This window comes from Pedobacter vanadiisoli (assembly GCF_042684385.1).
GTDB classification, from domain to species: domain Bacteria; phylum Bacteroidota; class Bacteroidia; order Sphingobacteriales; family Sphingobacteriaceae; genus Pedobacter; species Pedobacter vanadiisoli.
In genome coordinates this window covers 1-16,877 of sequence record NZ_JBHULL010000035.1, presented here as the reverse complement: position 1 = coordinate 16,877, position 16,877 = coordinate 1, and the positions used below count along the sequence as shown (strand labels likewise).

The 16,877-nt window shown below is 42.0% G+C and carries 17 protein-coding genes and 1 tRNA gene; 15 read left to right on the top strand and 3 right to left on the bottom strand.

Going from position 1 to position 16,877, the window contains the following annotated elements; genetic code table 11:
* Positions 1-2 precede the first annotated feature (2 nt).
* Genes ACFSR6_RS18145 through ACFSR6_RS18125 form a run of 5 tightly spaced genes read left to right on the top strand, consistent with a single transcriptional unit; the run spans position 3 to position 6,397 of the window.
* Complete coding sequence (locus tag ACFSR6_RS18145) at positions 3-1,706, top strand: acetate uptake transporter family protein (RefSeq protein ID WP_379081467.1); 1,704 nt, start codon at positions 3-5, stop codon at positions 1,704-1,706.
* 4 nt (positions 1,707-1,710) lie between these two features.
* On the top strand, positions 1,711-2,310 hold the full coding sequence (locus ACFSR6_RS18140; RefSeq protein WP_379081465.1) for a c-type cytochrome: 600 nt from the start codon (positions 1,711-1,713) through the stop codon (positions 2,308-2,310).
* Complete coding sequence (gene soxC / locus ACFSR6_RS18135; RefSeq protein WP_379081463.1) at positions 2,310-3,560, top strand: sulfite dehydrogenase; 1,251 nt, start codon at positions 2,310-2,312, stop codon at positions 3,558-3,560. Before ACFSR6_RS18140 ends, soxC begins: the two co-directional genes overlap by 1 nt.
* Before the next feature lie 4 nt (positions 3,561-3,564).
* Complete coding sequence (locus ACFSR6_RS18130) at positions 3,565-5,007, top strand: phytoene desaturase family protein (RefSeq protein WP_379081461.1); 1,443 nt, start codon at positions 3,565-3,567, stop codon at positions 5,005-5,007.
* 16 nt (positions 5,008-5,023) lie between these two features.
* Positions 5,024-6,397: a YeiH family protein gene (locus ACFSR6_RS18125; protein ID WP_343524908.1), complete on the top strand. Its 1,374-nt coding sequence runs from the start codon at positions 5,024-5,026 to the stop codon at positions 6,395-6,397.
* A 135-nt stretch (positions 6,398-6,532) separates the two neighbouring features.
* Here the strand turns inward: ACFSR6_RS18125 and ACFSR6_RS18120 are convergent, their stop codons facing one another.
* Positions 6,533-6,982, bottom strand: coding sequence for an SRPBCC family protein (locus tag ACFSR6_RS18120; RefSeq protein ID WP_379081459.1), 450 nt, complete (start codon positions 6,980-6,982; stop codon positions 6,533-6,535).
* Positions 6,983-7,388: 406 nt separating this feature from the next.
* Here ACFSR6_RS18120 and ACFSR6_RS18115 point away from each other — a divergent pair, with 406 nt between their 5' ends.
* The 6 genes from ACFSR6_RS18115 to ACFSR6_RS18090 all read left to right on the top strand — a co-directional run bounded on the left by ACFSR6_RS18115 (position 7,389) and on the right by ACFSR6_RS18090 (position 11,114).
* Complete coding sequence (locus tag ACFSR6_RS18115) at positions 7,389-7,709, top strand: ArsR/SmtB family transcription factor (RefSeq protein WP_343524910.1); 321 nt, start codon at positions 7,389-7,391, stop codon at positions 7,707-7,709.
* Positions 7,710-7,714: 5 nt separating this feature from the next.
* On the top strand, positions 7,715-8,182 hold the full coding sequence (locus ACFSR6_RS18110) for an SRPBCC domain-containing protein (protein ID WP_379081457.1): 468 nt from the start codon (positions 7,715-7,717) through the stop codon (positions 8,180-8,182).
* Positions 8,183-8,188: 6 nt separating this feature from the next.
* The gene (locus ACFSR6_RS18105; protein WP_379081455.1) at positions 8,189-8,569 is read left to right on the top strand and encodes a DoxX family protein; all 381 of its coding nucleotides are present in this window, start codon (positions 8,189-8,191) and stop codon (positions 8,567-8,569) included.
* Positions 8,570-8,587: 18 nt separating this feature from the next.
* The gene (locus ACFSR6_RS18100) at positions 8,588-9,439 is read left to right on the top strand and encodes a class I SAM-dependent methyltransferase (protein ID WP_379081453.1); all 852 of its coding nucleotides are present in this window, start codon (positions 8,588-8,590) and stop codon (positions 9,437-9,439) included.
* Between the two features lie 12 nt (positions 9,440-9,451).
* Positions 9,452-10,036 (top strand): YdeI/OmpD-associated family protein, encoded by a 585-nt coding sequence (locus ACFSR6_RS18095; protein WP_379081451.1) that lies wholly within the window; start codon positions 9,452-9,454, stop codon positions 10,034-10,036.
* Positions 10,037-10,541: 505 nt separating this feature from the next.
* The gene (locus tag ACFSR6_RS18090; protein WP_379081449.1) at positions 10,542-11,114 is read left to right on the top strand and encodes a DUF4256 domain-containing protein; all 573 of its coding nucleotides are present in this window, start codon (positions 10,542-10,544) and stop codon (positions 11,112-11,114) included.
* A gap of 2 nt (positions 11,115-11,116) precedes the next feature.
* On the opposite strand, the gene ACFSR6_RS18085 is transcribed toward ACFSR6_RS18090, so the two are convergent.
* Entirely contained in the window at positions 11,117-11,617 is a 501-nt protein-coding gene (locus ACFSR6_RS18085) for a GNAT family N-acetyltransferase (RefSeq protein ID WP_379081447.1), read from the bottom strand.
* Between the two features lie 567 nt (positions 11,618-12,184).
* Here ACFSR6_RS18085 and ACFSR6_RS18080 point away from each other — a divergent pair.
* The 4 genes from ACFSR6_RS18080 (at position 12,185) to ACFSR6_RS18065 (ending at position 16,697) form a co-directional block, all read left to right on the top strand.
* Entirely contained in the window at positions 12,185-15,436 is a 3,252-nt protein-coding gene (locus ACFSR6_RS18080; RefSeq protein ID WP_379081445.1) for a TonB-dependent receptor, read from the top strand.
* Positions 15,437-15,744: 308 nt separating this feature from the next.
* Positions 15,745-15,906, top strand: a complete 162-nt coding sequence (locus ACFSR6_RS18075; protein ID WP_379081443.1) for a hypothetical protein — start codon at positions 15,745-15,747, stop codon at positions 15,904-15,906.
* Positions 15,907-16,156: 250 nt separating this feature from the next.
* Positions 16,157-16,230 (top strand) — tRNA-Asn (locus ACFSR6_RS18070).
* A gap of 164 nt (positions 16,231-16,394) precedes the next feature.
* Positions 16,395-16,697 carry a GIY-YIG nuclease family protein gene (locus tag ACFSR6_RS18065; RefSeq protein ID WP_379081441.1) on the top strand — a complete coding sequence of 101 codons (303 nt, stop codon included), beginning with the start codon at positions 16,395-16,397 and terminating at the stop codon, positions 16,695-16,697.
* A gap of 85 nt (positions 16,698-16,782) precedes the next feature.
* Here ACFSR6_RS18065 and ACFSR6_RS18060 read toward each other — a convergent pair.
* The coding region (locus ACFSR6_RS18060) for an IS3 family transposase (RefSeq protein ID WP_379073649.1) at positions 16,783-16,877 on the bottom strand (95 nt) is incomplete at its 5' end.

Below are 16,877 nucleotides of genomic sequence, written 5' to 3'. Positions count from 1 at the left end.
TTATGTCTGAATTAAAACTGCAGGATATAGAAAACGAAAGCACAGCACAACAGGTCGCTGCCAAAAAGCCATGGTCGTGGCAGAAGAAATTTGGCTTTCGTGTGCTGTTTATTTTCTTTCTGGCCATGTCTATTCCTTTTTCTGCCAATTGGTATAAAAATGTCTTTACCCTGGATTGGTCGCGACCGCATTACCGTGACCTGTACGATATTGCTCGTTTCCAGCCCAGCTTTTTATCATTTTTCGGCGTACAGCGCCCACGTGATATTACCGATTCCCCGTCGGGTGATGGAACGGTTAAAAAAGACGGAGCCAAGAGGCGTAAAACAGAAAATGATGATGTTAAAAAAACTGAAACCAATAACGAAAATGGTGCAGCTTTACCTCCAAAAAGGAGTTTCCTGGCAGATTATGCAGATTGGGGCATCGCACTGGTATTTGCCCTTATTGGCGCATTGATCTGGACGGTCTTTGATCGCAAACGCAAATCTTATCACATTCTTTATTACTGGATCAGGGTGGTGGTGCGCTATCGTGCCGGTATCGGTATTATCGGCTTTGGTTTTACCAAACTTTTTCCCACGCAGATGCCTTACCCTTCATTGGGGTTGCTCAATAGTAATTTCGGCAATTTTACCGCCCAAAAAATATACTGGCTTTCAGTTGGTGTGGTGCCCTGGTACCAGGTTTTTGGTGGCGTGGTCGAAATTGTTGCCGGTGCCATGCTTTTCTTCCGGAAAACCAGCACATTTGGTGCCATTTTATTAGCAGCGGCATTGGGCGACATCACTTTCGTAAATTATGCTTACGACGGTGGTGTTCATGTCTATGCATTTTATTTTGTGCTGCTCGGCTTGTTTATTGCTGCCGACGATTTCCCTAAATTATACAACCTGCTCATTTTAGAACGCTATACCGTTCCGTTCAGGATTTATCCCGATTTTAAAAAACCATGGCTTAAATACACCCGTATTACGTTAAAGGTGCTCACTTTTGTGATTTTCTTCGGTGTGCTTACCTATACTGAGGTAATCAACTTTAAATACGACCCTTATAAACAGCCTGCAACCGCGGGTGTTAAAAAGCTAAGGGGAAACTACCACGTAACTGAGTTTAAAATTAATGGAGAAGTGATTCCATTTAATCCGCTCGATTCTACCAGATGGCAGGAAGCCACTTTCGAAAACTGGACCACGCTCACTTTCAAAATCAACCGCCCGGTGCTCATCGATCCATCAAACGGCGGGGGTAGTCCGATGCGCGATATCCAGCGTACTTTCGAAATCAGCGGTGTTGCCGGAGGCCAAAGGGCATTTCATTATTATGCCGATACGGTTGATAAAGTGCTTTACCTGCAGGATAAAAATGTAATGGCCTTAAGGGGTGGGCGCAAAGGTGCCGATAAAGCTAAAGAAGTCACACCAAAAGAAGATAACTGGATCAGTAAAACGGCCTGGCAGCACATAGGCGATGAAAATAAAATGATCGATAAAGCGGCATGGTCTACCCGTAGGGACCGCGAATTTGCAGAGAAACCAAGGGAAGTAAAACGCCATCGCATGGTACTGAAATACGATACCACTGATGGCTCGAGGGTTATTCTTTCCGGTATCAATGAGCGTAAAGATTCCATTTATGTGGTACTTGATCGTTACGACCGGCAGTATGTATTGCCAAAAAGCACTTTAAACGCGGGTAAATATTAAGGTGATGAACAAAAAAACGGCACTCATACTTTCATGTCCTGTAATGTTGTTATTGATGTCTCTTAAAACGGCATTTACACCGATGCAGGTTCAGCGGCCATTAATGGATAGTTTAAAACGGCCGGCTAAATTTGGTTTTGGCCGGCCTGCCAGCGCGCGGGAAATTGCGGCCTGGGATATCGATGTCCGTCCTGATGGGAAAGGTTTGCCGGCAGGGCAGGGCGACGTAAAAAGGGGCAGAATACTATATGTTCAAAAATGTGCAATGTGCCATGGCACTGATGGTACTGAAAAACCCGGTATTAAACTCCTGGGAAATGCTTTGGTTGGCGATACATTAGCCTCAAGCAAGCCCAAAACCATTGGCAACTATTGGCCTTATGCCACCACGTTGTTTGATTATATGCGCCGGGCTATGCCCTATAATCTTCCTGGCTCTTTAAGCAATGAGGAAGTATACAGCATCACCGCTTATCTGCTCAATGCCAATAAAATTATCAAAGCCGATGTGGTACTCGACGCCAAAAACCTGTACAAAGTGGTGATGCCGGCGAAAAAACTGTTTATTATGGACGACCGTAAAGGAGGACCTGAGGTAAAGTAATGAAAAAGCACAGGAACGATCGAAAGATAGCCTCAGGAAAAATCAGCAGGCGAACGTTATTGGGAGGGGTAATTGCAGCTGCAGTTTTACCTATACAATCGTTATTTGCAGGTGAAAGACCACCGGAGATACAGGTTCTGCCTGAAATTACTGACGATCCGACCAAAATAGTTGGGCCCGGACCGAGTCAGCTCGGAAAACGTTCGCCATTTGAGCAACCGGTACGCAAACCTTCTGATATTTCTTCGCGTACCCCCTTGCAGGATCTGCACAGCACCATTACACCTGCCGATCTGCATTTCGAACGTCATCATGCAGGTATTCCAAGTATTGATCCGGCAAAACACGAGCTGCTTATTCATGGTTTGGTCGAAAATCCGATGAAATTCACCCTTGCCGATATCAAAAGGTTTCCATCCATTACCCGGACCTGTTTTATCGAATGTGCCGGTAATTTTCGAACAGGCAAAGCCGAAATGACCCCGCAGGATATTTTAGGGCTTACCAGTCAGAGCGAGTGGACCGGTGTAATGCTTTCCACGCTATTCAACGAAGTGGGCATCAGTAATCAGGCCAAATGGTTTCTGGCCGAAGGTTCTGATGCAGCCGTGATGACGCGTACCATCCCCATAGCAAAAGCCTGGGATGATGCCATGATTGTTTATGCCCAGAATGGCGAAGCCATACGGCCTGAACAAGGTTATCCCATGAGGCTACTTTTACCCGGTTTTGAAAGCAACATGAATATCAAATGGTTAAGGCGGATCGAGCTTTCAGAAGAACCTTATATGACCAGGGAAGAAACGTCAAAATATACTTACCCTGTAAAAGATAAAATCAGAATGTTTAGCTTTGAGTTAGATGCGCGTTCCATCATCACCTATCCGTCTTATCCTCAAAAAGTAAATAAGGGCTGGGTAGAAATACGTGGAATTGCGTGGAGTGGCAGAGGTAAGGTAAAAACAGTAGAAGTAAGCACCGATGCCGGGAAAACATGGCAATTGGCTAACTTACAGGAACCGGTATTGAGTAAGGCACATACTTATTTCAGGTATTTGTGGGATTGGAAGGGCGAGGCTACAGAAATATTAAGTCGCGTTACTGACAAAACCGGTTATTTACAACCCACTTTGGCGCAATTGGCAGAAGCCCGTGGCCCAAACCTTGGCGGATACCACATGAATCCCATTACTGCATGGCAGATTAAAAACGACGGAACCGTTTTATTTAAACTGGAAACCATAAAATAACCAGATGAAATTAGAAAAACGGGATTACGATGCAATTGTTGTAGGGTCAGGGCCAAATGGACTGGCTGCAGCCATTCTTTTGCAGCAACAGGGGCTATCCGTTTTAATTATCGAAGGTAAAGATGTAATTGGGGGAGGGCTCAGTTCGGCCGAACTTACTTTACCAGGCTTCATGCACGATGTATGCTCGGCGATCCACCCGATGGCATTGGCTTCGCCCTTTTTTAGAACCCTGCCGCTAAAGGAGTATGGATTGGAATACCTGCAACCTGTTTTGGCTGCAGCACATCCTTTTGATGATGGTACAGCTGCCATACTGGATCATTCTATCGAAAAAACGGCTGAATGCCTGGGAAACGATGCTAAGACCTATATATCTTTAATGGAAAACCTCATTACTACCTGGCCATTAATTGATGAAGATGCTTTAGGACCTTTACATTTTCCTAAACATCCTTTGGCCATGGCGGGTTTTGGCTTAAAAGCATTGAGTAGTGCAACAGGTTTTGTTAAACGCTTTAAAGAAAAACACGCCCGCGGGCTTTTTGCCGGAATGGCTGCACATGCCATACAACCATTAAGTAATTTAAGCACCACAGCCATTGGTTTGGTATTAATGGCCAGCGGCCACCTTAAAGGCTGGCCGATACCAAAAGGCGGATCGAAATTTATTGCGGAAGCATTGGCAGGTTATTTTAAATCGCTTGGCGGAAAAATTGAAACCGGAACTTTCATTACTTCTTTAAACCAATTGCCTTCTGCCCATGCGGTGCTTTTTGATATTACCCCGAAACAGTTATTACAGATTGCCGGGCATAAATTCTCCAGTATTTACAAATGGCAGCTTGAGCGTTACCGTTATGGTATGGGCGTGTTTAAGGTAGATTGGGCACTGGATGGCCCGATTCCGTTTACCGCTGAAGCCTGCAGAAGTGCGGGAACTATACATTTGGGCAATACTTTCGAAGAAATAGCTGCAGGCGAAATGATGACCAGCAAAGGCCAGCAGGCAGACCAACCTTTTGTGCTTTTAGCGCAGCAGAGTTTGTTCGATCCGTCGCGCGCACCTGAAGGGAAACAAACAGCCTGGGCTTATTGCCACGTTCCTAACGGTTCGAAACAGGACATGACCGCACTGATCGAAAATCAGGTAGAGCGTTTCGCCCCGGGTTTTAAAGACCGGATTTTGGCTAAACATACCATGAACACTGAACAGATGGAAGCGCATAACCGCAACTATATTGGTGGCGATATTAATGGGGGGATATTAGACCTGGGGCAATTATTTACCCGTCCGGCTTTAAGATGGTCGCCATATAAAACGGCTGCCAAAGGATTGTATATATGCTCGTCATCTACCCCTCCAGGAGGTGGCGTACACGGGATGTGCGGCTATAATGCCGCAAAAAGAGTATTAAAAGATATTTTCAAGCTAAAAATCAGATAACCACAAAGAAAAAACGATGTCAACACAGAACAATGCTTCAGAAACTACAGGAGCTTTAACCGATGCGGGAATTGCGCCCGACAAAAAAACATTTTTACAATCGCTTACCGAAGATTGGTGGGCGGTAATTTTAGGGACTATCATAATTGCCACTGTACTATATCTAACCAATAGCGGTACAACAATTACTTTACCTGCATATAAATGGGCTACCAGCGAAGATCTATTTGGTAAAATCCTTTCCGGCCAGAATTTATTGCTCATTTTAGAAACCGGTGTGGTTTTTCTTGCACTTGCAGCCATCGCCATTGGCCTTTCGGGCGGAAATGTAGCCAGATTTGCTGCAGGCTTTTTGTTTATTTATTTTTTCGCCATTATATCATTCATTATAGCGGGTAATAAAAGCGTTTCTTATTTCGGATTGGAATATGTGGTTTTTGCCTTACTGATCGGTATCCTGTTGGGTAATGTGCTAACACTTCCCGATTGGTTAAAAGAAGCTGTCCGATCTGAGTTTTACATTAAAACCGGCCTGGTTATTTTAGGAACCACCATTTTATCAGCCGATTTAATCAAAGCAGGTCTGCCGGGAATTGTACAGGCGGTTATTGTAGTAACAGCCGTTTGGTTTTTCTCCTTATGGTTAAGCCGCAGGTTAAAAGTGGATGATGAATTCGGTGTGATTTTGGCGTCTGCTGTATCTATCTGCGGTGTTTCTGCAGCGATTGTTGCCGCAGGAGCAATTAATGGCGATAAAAGGAAGTTATCTTACGTAACTACGTTGGTATTGATTATGGCCATCCCGATGATGATCATCCAGCCCTGGGCGGTGAAGTACTTTCACATCCCTGATGTAATCGGCGGTGCCTGGCTGGGCGGAACGTTAGATACCACCGCAACGGTTACCGCAGCTGGCGATCTGGTTGGGCCGGTTGCCGTTAAAGCCGGGGTAATTGCTAAATTTTCGCAGAATGTATTTATCGGCGTTGCGGCATTTTTTATCGCTATCTGGTGGGCCTATAAAAAACCAAAAGGAGAAAAGGGCGAGAGTTTAATTAAAGCAGAAAGCCCCGGACTTAAAATTGTATGGGAGCGCTTCCCAAAATTTGTATTGGGATTTGTTGGGGCGTCGCTCGTGTTTTCTTTCTTATTATCGCCTGCAACTGCAAAGAGTGTTGCGCCAACCTTAAACGGCTTACGTACAGTTTGGTTTGCCATTGCCTTTATCTCGATCGGTATGGAAGCTAAATTTTCGTCCTTGGTTAAATTGCAAGGCGGCAGGCCGGCATTTACGTTTGTAACCGCCCAGATTTTCAATATCTTTTGGACATTACTGTGGGCATACATCCTTTTTGGCGGGTATTTGTTCCCGGTGCCCGATTTTAAATAAATATACCTGGAAAAATGCTTGGCTTTTATATAATAGCGCTCCAAATCATCAGGGGCGCTATTATCATTATCCTATCCGGCAGAAGACCTCATGGGCTATAATTTTTCTATCCCCAGGAAACAGTGATATACCTGGTTATGCATCCGGAATGTCAGGTTCTACCAGCCTGATCAACTTCTCGATAGATTCCTGCCAACCCAGGTAACACATTTCTGCCGGTATAACTTCCGGGATATTTTCCTGTACCACGCTCAGTTCCGTGCCAACGGATGTTTTCTTGAACCAGACAGAAGTGACCATTCCGCCCGGAAGGTTTGGATCATCAAATCTGTCGGTATATTTTAAAAATGTGCTGGGTTTTATCTCTAGAAATTCGCCGGTCCAGCTATGGCTGTTTCCTGTGGTGAAATTTTGGAACGACATTTTGTAAGTAACACCTTCCTGTATTTCGCGGTGTTGAACAGTGCAGGTAAAACCGTAAGGAGGCAACCAGGCAGCAATGGCGGTGTTATCAGTAAAGGCACGGTATAATTTTTCCGGCGACGCCTTTATCACCCTGTGTAATGAAACTTTGTTGTCAGACATAAAAATGTTTTTTTTGTTTTTTACTAATATGGCTTTCAGTTTGCCCATTTCCATTTGGTAACCGCTAAGCCTTTGCATATAACAAATATGGAGGTAATCAAATCATTTTGAGATGGCATAAAACGACTTTATGGAGGTCTGTTTGCGACAAGGTTGGTATACCTTTTATGATTTGATTTTTTATAAACTTCTGGGTGCAGTTTATTTTATATCCTTATTCTGCTAAATCCTGACTTTTTTGAGGATTTTACCACTTTCAAAGAAAGTTTTTTACTATCATTTGCTACCTGTTTATTTCCTGACTTTCCATTCATATTACGCGAGGCTTTGGTAATCTCAAAAAAAATATCCAAAAATTTGCGTAGTTAAATGACTACATTGACATTTGTAGTCAAATAGCTACATAATGAATTTAAGAAGAGATGTATTTCAGGCCATAGCCGATCCAACCCGCAGGGCCATTTTATTGTTGGTAGCCACACAATCAATGACAGCAGGCGCCATTGCTGCCAATTTCGATACGGCCAGGCCAACGGTTTCTAAACACTTGCAGATCTTAACCGAATGTGAGCTCTTAGAGCAAAAGCAGAATGGGAGGGAAGTACACTACCATACAAATGCCAGGAAGATGAAAGAAATAGCCGATTTTATTGAACCCTTCCGTAAAATGTGGGATGACAGGTTTAACAAACTGGAAGATATTATGAAAAATTACAAACCGAGATAGAACCAATGGAGCAGAAAACAAAAATAGATGCCGAAAACGGTAAACAGGAAATTGTAATCACCAGGGAATTCGATCTTCCTGTTGAATTGCTTTTTAAAGCTTATGTAGAACCCGAAATCGTAGCGCAATGGATGGGTACCAGGGTACTGAAGCTCGAAAATAAAAAACACGGCAGTTATGCTTTCGAAACTTCAGATAACAAGGGGAATGTGGCGTTTATAGCCAGTGGAGTAATACACGAGTTTGTACCGGACGAAAAAATTACGCGGACATTCGAAATGGAGAATACGCCTTTTGCCGCGCAGCTCGAGTTTTTAACTTTCGAAAAGATAGGAGACGAAAGAAGTAAGCTTACCATGCATGTGATATATAAATCGGTTGGGTTAAGAGACCAGATTTTATCACTGCCGTTTGCAAAAGGCATTAACATGGCACATAACCGTTTGCAGGATATTGTAAGTCAATTAAAATAACAGGTCATGACAAAGAGAAACAAAATTATATATTGGATCGCCACAGCGTGGCTTTCTTTAGGTATGCTGTCAACCGGTATTGTACAGGTATTAAAAACAAAAGAAGAAGTAGCTCTTTTTAACCAATTGGGCTATCCGGTCTATTTCCTTACTTTATTGGGTACCTGGAAAATTCTGGGTGTTATTGCTGTGCTTATTCCTAAATTTACTTTAGTAAAAGAGTGGGCTTATGCAGGTTTTTTCTTTGCCATGTCTGGTGCTGTTTTTTCGCATATTGTGGTAGCCGATCATAGTTTTTCGGCATATTTCGGGCCGGTGCTGCTGCTGGTTTTAACTGTGCTCTCATGGTATTTCAGGCCAACGGAAAGGAAAATTGCCTCAAATTAGGTATAAACAAAGTTAAAGATGGAACAGCACAAAAATAGAACTGAACCAGATAACACAGCTGTTAGGACAGCATTGTGGAGGGCTTTACACGTACAGGTAGATGCTCTGCAGCATATCCTCAATGATGAAATTGGTTTGCTGCTCGTTGCACCGCCTGATGATTGGATGGAACGGCCTGATATGAAATATACCAAACGTCTCAGGGCATCAGTTGTTGCGCGCAGCCGTTTTATTGAAGACCTGGTTATTGAACAGGCCGAAAAAGGTATTGGTCGATATGTTATCCTTGGTGCGGGGCTCGATACTTTTGCACAACGTAGATCTGATGTGGTTCCTAATCTTCAGATTTATGAAATCGACCAACCCGATACCCTTGCCTGGAAATACCAGCGCCTGATAGAACTTGGTTTTGGTAAACCCGAAAACCTACATTTTGTTCCTATCGATTTTGAAGTCTCATCCTGGTGGGAAGAGCTATTAAAAACAGGGTTCGATACAACTAAACCTGCTGTTGTAGTATGTACAGGCGTAACTTTGTACCTTAGCAAAGAAGCGATTGCAGATAGTTTAACTCAAATTGCAAAACTTTCTGCCGGGTCAATGCTTGCCATGGCATTTTACCTGCCGATTGAGCTTTTGGATGAAGAAGATCAACCCATGCAGGAAATGGCCGATAAGGGAGCCCGTGCAGCCGGAACACCATTTGTTAGTTTTTTTAGCCCGGAGGAAGTACTGAAGCTGGCCCGTTCTGCGGGGTTTAAAGAAGCAAAGACCATTTCAACAAAAGAAATGAAGCAATATTATTTCGCTGATAGAACCGATGGTCTTTTGCCGGCTAGCGGAGAAGTATTTTTATTGGCCACTACCTAAATGCATCCAAAGATGAACACAAACACTAAAGTTGATTTTTATTTTAATAAGGCCAAAAAATGGCAGGAGGCAGTAAACTTATTAAGAACAATTGCCCTTGATTGCGGACTTACCGAAGAGTTAAAATGGGGTTGTCCATGTTATACTTTTAAAGGTAATAACATCGTTTTAATTCACGATTTTAAAGAATATTGTGCCTTTTTATTTTTCAAGGGCGTTTTGTTAAAAGACAATGAAGGCATATTGGTCCAGCAAACAGAGAATGTGCAATCGGCAAGGCAGATCCGTTTTACCTCTGCATTGCAGATCGTAGAAATGAAAGCAATTTTAAAAGCTTATATTTTTGAAGCCATTGAAATAGAAAAGGCGGGTTTAAAAGTAGAACTGAAGAAAACGGCCGAATATAATATTCCTGCAGAGTTTCAGAGTAAACTGGATCATATTCCCGATTTAAAAGAGGCTTTCGAAAGCTTAACCCCTGGAAGACAAAGAGGCTATCTGTTATATTTTTCGGCGCCTAAGCAATCCAAAACCCGCGAAGCGAGGGTTGAAAAATTTATGCCGCAGATTTTGAATGGAAAAGGATTGGAAGATTAATTTTGAAGCATCGTCATTTCGACCGTAGTGGAGAAATCTGTGCGTTTAATTCGCTCCAAATTTTATCCCATTGGTTGGTGCCCTACTGGCTGAAACAGGATTGGGAAATGAATGGTACGTGGTTCTTGGCGGTTTGCAGTCCCGCTTTCGCTTATAGTCCTCTCCCGATGAAACCTGTGGAACAAGCAAGCATACCGATAAACAAAATTATGAATGCTTAAATCGGGATGCGGGCTATTCCGCTCAATCAGGTTTAGGAACAAAGGTTTCTGCACCCTACAAACCCCAAAAATGAAATGCTGTTTTGCCATCTAGCCCCGGTTGGAGCGTTACCCTGCAGCAACGAGGAACGAGGCAGCGAAGCGTAAAAACAGAAAACGGGAAGAAATGGCGTGTTTTGTACAGGTACTGCGCTCCAAATGGAAATTGGGCATTCTTTTTAAAAAAAGAAATAAACCTGTTTAAAAAAGAGGTATCTTCTTGAATAACTAAATTTAATACGAGCATGAGTAAAGGAAATACTAAAAAAGAATTGTCTCCAGAACAGACAGCGGAGCTGCTCCATATTTTAAAAAGCCGTTTTGAGAAAAATATGAGCAGGCATAAAGGTTTGGAATGGAATAAAGTGCTGGAAAGATTAACCAACAAACCTGAAAAATTATGGATACTTGATGAAATGGAAATTACTGGTGGCGAGCCTGATGTGGTAGATTACGATCAGGCAAGCGGTGAATATATTTTTTACGATTGTTCGGCTGAAAGTCCGAAAGGCCGCCGAAGCGTTTGTTACGATCGCGAAGCTCTTGAATCCAGAAAAGAACATCAGCCCGAAAATAATGCAGTTGATATGGCCGCCTCGATGGGTATAGCTTTATTAACCGAAGAACAATACCGTGCCTTGCAACAACTCGGAAAGTTCGATACCAAAACTTCGAGCTGGATTGCCACACCACCTGCTATCAGAAAACTTGGCGGTGCCCTATTTGGCGATCGTCGCTATGATCATGTATTTATATATCATAACGGTGCGCAATCTTATTATGCCGCAAGGGCTTTCCGTGGTTCGTTAATGGTGTAGGATTATAACAATTTTTCGTAACAGAAAAACCTCAGTCCAGGACGTTTGGCCAGGCCAATTTCGCCGCTAAAGGTATAACCAAGTTTAGGGAAAAGCGCCTGTGTGGCTTTATTTTCACTATTGGTATCGACTCTTAAAATGTTAATGCCTGCCGCCTGGGCTACAACCTCTGCCTGTTGCATTAAAGCCTTGGCAATGCCCTTGCCCTGCCGATCGGGGTCTACAGCCAAACGGTGCGTAACAATGGCTTTTTCGGTAATATCCCAGCCCGCATCGGCATATTCAGGATCCTGATCTGTGGTAATTGCAGAAACACCAACAATTTCATTTTCCAGCTCTGTTACCCATAACTGACCGATTTTAATGTCGTTGGCAAATACTTCGGGGTTCGGATAATCGTGTCCCCACTGAAAATTTCCTGCAGCACGCATTAAGGGAACAACTTTGTGTACCAATTGCATAATTAATGGTATATCTTCGGTAAGAGCTAATCTTATGGTCATGGATGCAAAGATAGGTAAAATAGGTTCATTCGTTCATTGGTCATTGGTTCATTAGTCATTAGTTCATTATAGTTCATTGGTTATTGGTCATTAGCCATTGGTTCATTAGCCATTGGTTCATTGGTCATTGGTTCATTATAGTTCATTGGTTATTGGTCATTAGCCATTGGTTCATTGGTCATTGGTTAATTGGTTATTGGTCATTGGTTCATTAGTCATTAGTTAATTGGTTATTGGTCATTAGTCATTGGTTATTGGTTCATTTTTAAGCGGGATGCGGGTTTTGAAGAATTGCTTAACTGTTAAACCGGTTAACAACCCCAGCCCTTCCAATTAATGACGTAAACTAAAGACTAACCCGATCTTCATAAAATCTTCATCTTTAAATTTGATATTTGAGCATATCGCTCATATCATATTCCGCCTTCTCAAAAGGCTGTTAAGGAATTGTTTTGCCATTATTTAATTCTCATTTTCATAATGTTAATTCATGGTTAAAGTTAATCTGTTGTTAATATTGAATTAACATTAAGGCTGTTGTTTTGTACCAAAATAAAATAACAGAAAATGAAATCACGTTTACTATCCCTAGTAAGTATCCTTGTATTCCTGGTCACATTTGTTCAGGCGCAGGTTACAACATCTAGTATTAATGGAAAGATTAAGGATAACAAAGGTATCATCCCGGGAGCAACGATCGTTTTGGTTCACGTTCCAACAGGTACGGTATCTAAAGGTTCATCAAACGAATCTGGTATTTACCGGATCGGTAACCTAAACCCGGGCGGACCGTACAAAATCACGGTAACATTTGTTGGTTACAGCCCCGTGGTAAAAGAGAATATTTATCTAACCTTAGGTTCTGATGTAAAGCTTGATCTTGATCTTCAGGAGCAAGGTAACCAATTGGCCGAAGTAAGTGTTAAAGGTCAAAAAGGCGGAACAAAATCTGGTGCAGGTACCAGCATTGGCGAGGGGCAGATTAAAACCCTTCCAACCATGAACCGCAGCTTACAGGATGTTACCCGTGTAACTCCCCAGGGCAGTAAAGACAATACTTTTGGTGGTACCAACTTTAGGTATAATAACGTAACCATTGATGGTGCTATTAATAATGATGCCATTGGTTTCAGTCCATCATTGGGCGGTCAGAGTGGAAGTTCGGGTATGCCAGGAAGCAGTACTCGTACCAACCCGGTTTCGCTTGATGCGATCCAGGATGTTACTGTTCTACTTTCTCCTTACGACGTTAAAGTGGGTAACTTTTTAGGCGGTAGTATCAATGCCGTAACACGTGGTGGTACAAACGAAGTAGTAGGATCGGTTTACGGTTATGGCCGTAATGCTTCGTTAATCGGAAGAAACAAAATAGGCGATAACAGTAAAGAGCCTTCGGCTTTTCACGATTACCAGACTGGTTTCCGTGTAGGTTTCCCTATTATTAAAGATAAATTATTCTTCTTTACGAACGAGGAGATTACCCGCCGTCAGGATCCGGTAATTTTAGGTGCGGGATCATCTGATATGAAATTACTTACCGCAACCGATGCACAACAGATTTCTGATTACATGAAAACCAATTATGGTGTAGATGCGGGTTCGTTCGGCAATTATAATATTTATTCGCAATCAAATAAATTCTTTAACCGTTTAGATTGGAATATCAGTGAAAATACCCAATTAACCATCAGAAACAATACCATCATTTCGAAAGCGACCAACTTAGAAAGGGATCAGCTTAACTTTAGATTTGGCAGCATCGATTTCAGACAAAACAATAACCAAACCTCAACCGTTGCTGATTTGAAAACCCGTTTCGGGAATTCGGCCACCAACAACCTGATTGTGGGTTATTCTACTATTCATGATTACCGTGATCCGCTTTCTAACCCGGCTTTGCCACAGATTGAGATTGCTTCGAACGGGGGAACACTATTTTTAGGTACCGACCGTGAGGCGAGTATCTTCAACATGAAACAGAATACTTTCGAATTTACCGATAACTATACTTATAGCAAGGGTATCCATACCTTTACTGTTGGTACACACAACGAGTTTTACAGCATCAACTATGGTTTTGTAAACTCTTGGAACGGTCGTGTGGCTTATAGCAGTATTGCAGATTTTCTGGCTAACAGGCCGAACAGGGTACGTACAAGTTATAACTACGACGATAATACGCGCGATAATATTATTGCTAACCCTACTGCGAAATTTAACGTGAACATGTACAGTGTTTATGGTCAGGATGAAATCCGCATTGGCGACCGTTTTAAATTAACGCCGGGTTTACGTTTTGATATGGCGAACTTGCCAGATATGCCATCATTAAGTCCAAAAACAACCAACTCTCCGGTTGATCCGAATTATGGTACAACTTATACTTATACAAAGCCATCGTCAATTACCGGAAAATTCCTGAACAAAATCCAGGTTTCTCCGCGTATCGGTTTTAACTTCGATGTGCTGGGTAACCAAAGTTTGGTTATGCGTGGTGGTACTGGTTTGTTTACCAGCCGTGTGCCTTTCGCATGGATCGGTTATGCTTATTATAACAATGGTGTAAACTACGGTGCTTTCGATAAATCGTACGTTTATGCAAATGCAGATCCTAGTAAAATTGTTGTGCCGGCAGCAGGTTCAGATCCGATTAAAGATGCTTTAACCGGTAATGGCGAAGCAGGTTATGTAACCAAACAAGGTGTTAATGTTAAAGATGCAAACGGTGCTACGCAGGTAGATTTGGTTGATAACAACTTTAAAATGCCAAAAGCATGGAGAAGTAACCTGGCTTTCGATTATAAAACCGACGACCAGTGGAAATTTACAGTTGAAGGAATTTTTAGCCAGGTAATTAAAGATGTGCAGTTCCAGCAAATTAACTATGTAGATAATCCTACGTACATGGTTTACGATACGCAGAAACAACAGCCTATTTATTCTGGTGCTAAAATCAATCCATTATACACTAACGCATATTTGTTATCGAACACTGATAAAGGATATAAATACAGTGTAACTGCTCAGGCTAGTAAGTCACTTCCTTTCGGTTTGGACATGATGGTTGCTTATACTTATGGAAGATCTAAGGATATTGCCAACGGTATCCGTAACTCAATGGAATCTAACTGGCAGTTAAACCAGTCGCTTAGCCCGAACAATGCAGGTTTGGCTTATTCTAACTTTGATATTCGTAATAGGATCATCTCAACCATCAATTACAGATGGGATTGGGCTAAAAACGGTAAATATGTATCTAACTTCTCGTTGTTCTTCAGCGGTCAGTCGGGTTCACCATATTCATTAGGTTTAGTAAATACCAGGATCAACGGAACCGGACAAACGGTAAGTTTAATGTATGTGCCTGCAGCAGGCGAAACACCGAAATTCTTCGCCAATACTCCTGATGGAATTGCGCAGGCAGCGGCATTCGATAGTTATATCAATGGCGATAAATACCTGAGCAGCCGCCGTGGCAACTTTACCGAGCGTAACGGCGCCCGCACCCCTTGGAATGTTCAGGCTGATTTCCGTTTCGCTCAGGATATCCAGGTGGCAAAAGGGAAACACCCACATGTGGTTACAATAACTTATGATATCATCAACCTAACCAATTTGGTGAATAAAGATTGGGGAATCCAGTATTTCTCTCCTAATACTTATAACTCTATGGCTAGTATGGGTATCAAAGTGGCAACTGCAGGAACACCAACTACCTATCCGGTTTATACCTTTAAACAAAGTGATGTAACATCTTATTCAAGAGATTTCTTTGCATCACGTTACCAGATGCAACTGGGATTGAGATATAGTTTCTAATCTTTTTTAAACTCATACAAAACGGTCTGATCTTATAAGATCAGGCCGTTTTTTGTTTGGCTTACGATAAATCGTCATTTCGACCGCGGTGAAGAAATCTACTAAATAGGTTCACGTTAGGAATCGTCATCGCAATGACGTCCCTTTCTATTGGAATACAGATTCAAAGGATATTTGCCTATCTGGAAGTACTTAAAATACAGAAAATCTTTATGATATATTCAATTAAACCTTTTCTATTCTCCCTGTGTCCAAATTATACACACAGCGTAAAGCTTGATTTATTTTTCACTTAAAAAGGTTAGGTTATGAAAAAGATTGTAAATGCGTTGCTCTTATTGGTTTTGGCCTTAAATTTTAGTGCATGCGTAGTCAGTGCACGTGCACCACGTGCCCACTACTGGGTACGTGGATATTATGTAATTGACCCTTACGGCGGCCGTCATTGGGTACCTGGCCATTACCGCTAAGTAGGTTATTGCCCGCGGTCAAAATTGCCTATTAATTTCCATTGATGCCGATTTGCGATTACAGCTAACTGTACCTGACAATTGTTCTTGAATGGAAGATTTTTATCTGGCTAATTATTAGTCGGTTTTAATAATTCTTTGATGTTTTATTTGCATAAATAATTTAAAAGCCCTAATATTGCACTCCCAAAACGAACAAGCGGATATTTGCTGAAAAGCTTAAAGAAGCTGTTTTTTTGGATAGCCGGATTCCTTCTTAGCTCAGCCGGTTAGAGCATCTGACTGTTAATCAGAGGGTCGCTGGTTCGAGCCCAGCAGAAGGAGCAGATCAAAAGTCTTACAGCATTGTTGTAAGGCTTTTTTGTTTTATAGCCCTGCTGGGCGAGAAGTTTACCCTGAGCATAGTCGAAGGGAGCCCAGCAGAAGGAGCAATTTCAAAGAATAAGCCTTACCAGATATGGTAAGGCTTTCTTGTTTTTAATATTTTTATGTTTTACTTATATATTTTATATTCCAGTTCTTCTGATAAATACTATGTTGGCTATACAGAAGATGTTGAGAAACGATTAAGTGAGCATAACAATGGTAAAAGAACAACCTATACTTCAAAACACCGTCCATGGATTTTGAAGAAATCTATTGCTTTAGGAGAGAATCGCGGTTTCGCTATGAAGATTGAGAAAGCGGTTAAAAAGACAAAGAGCCGATTAATAATTGAAAAAAATGTTTTAGAAATTAATGATTTAGGTGAATTGGCTCAGCTGGTTAGAGTCCCGATACATCGGGATTAATCAGAGGGTCGCTGGTTCGAGCCCAGCAGAAGGAGCCAAAACCCGCAACGAAAGTGGACTGCCCCCAAAAAGTTGGACAAACTTATTAATTATTTAAGACTTGTGCCCGGTATTCAACCGGGCTCATTCCATTTAAGTTCAATCTTATCCTTTTATTGTTATAATAACTAATATACTCAT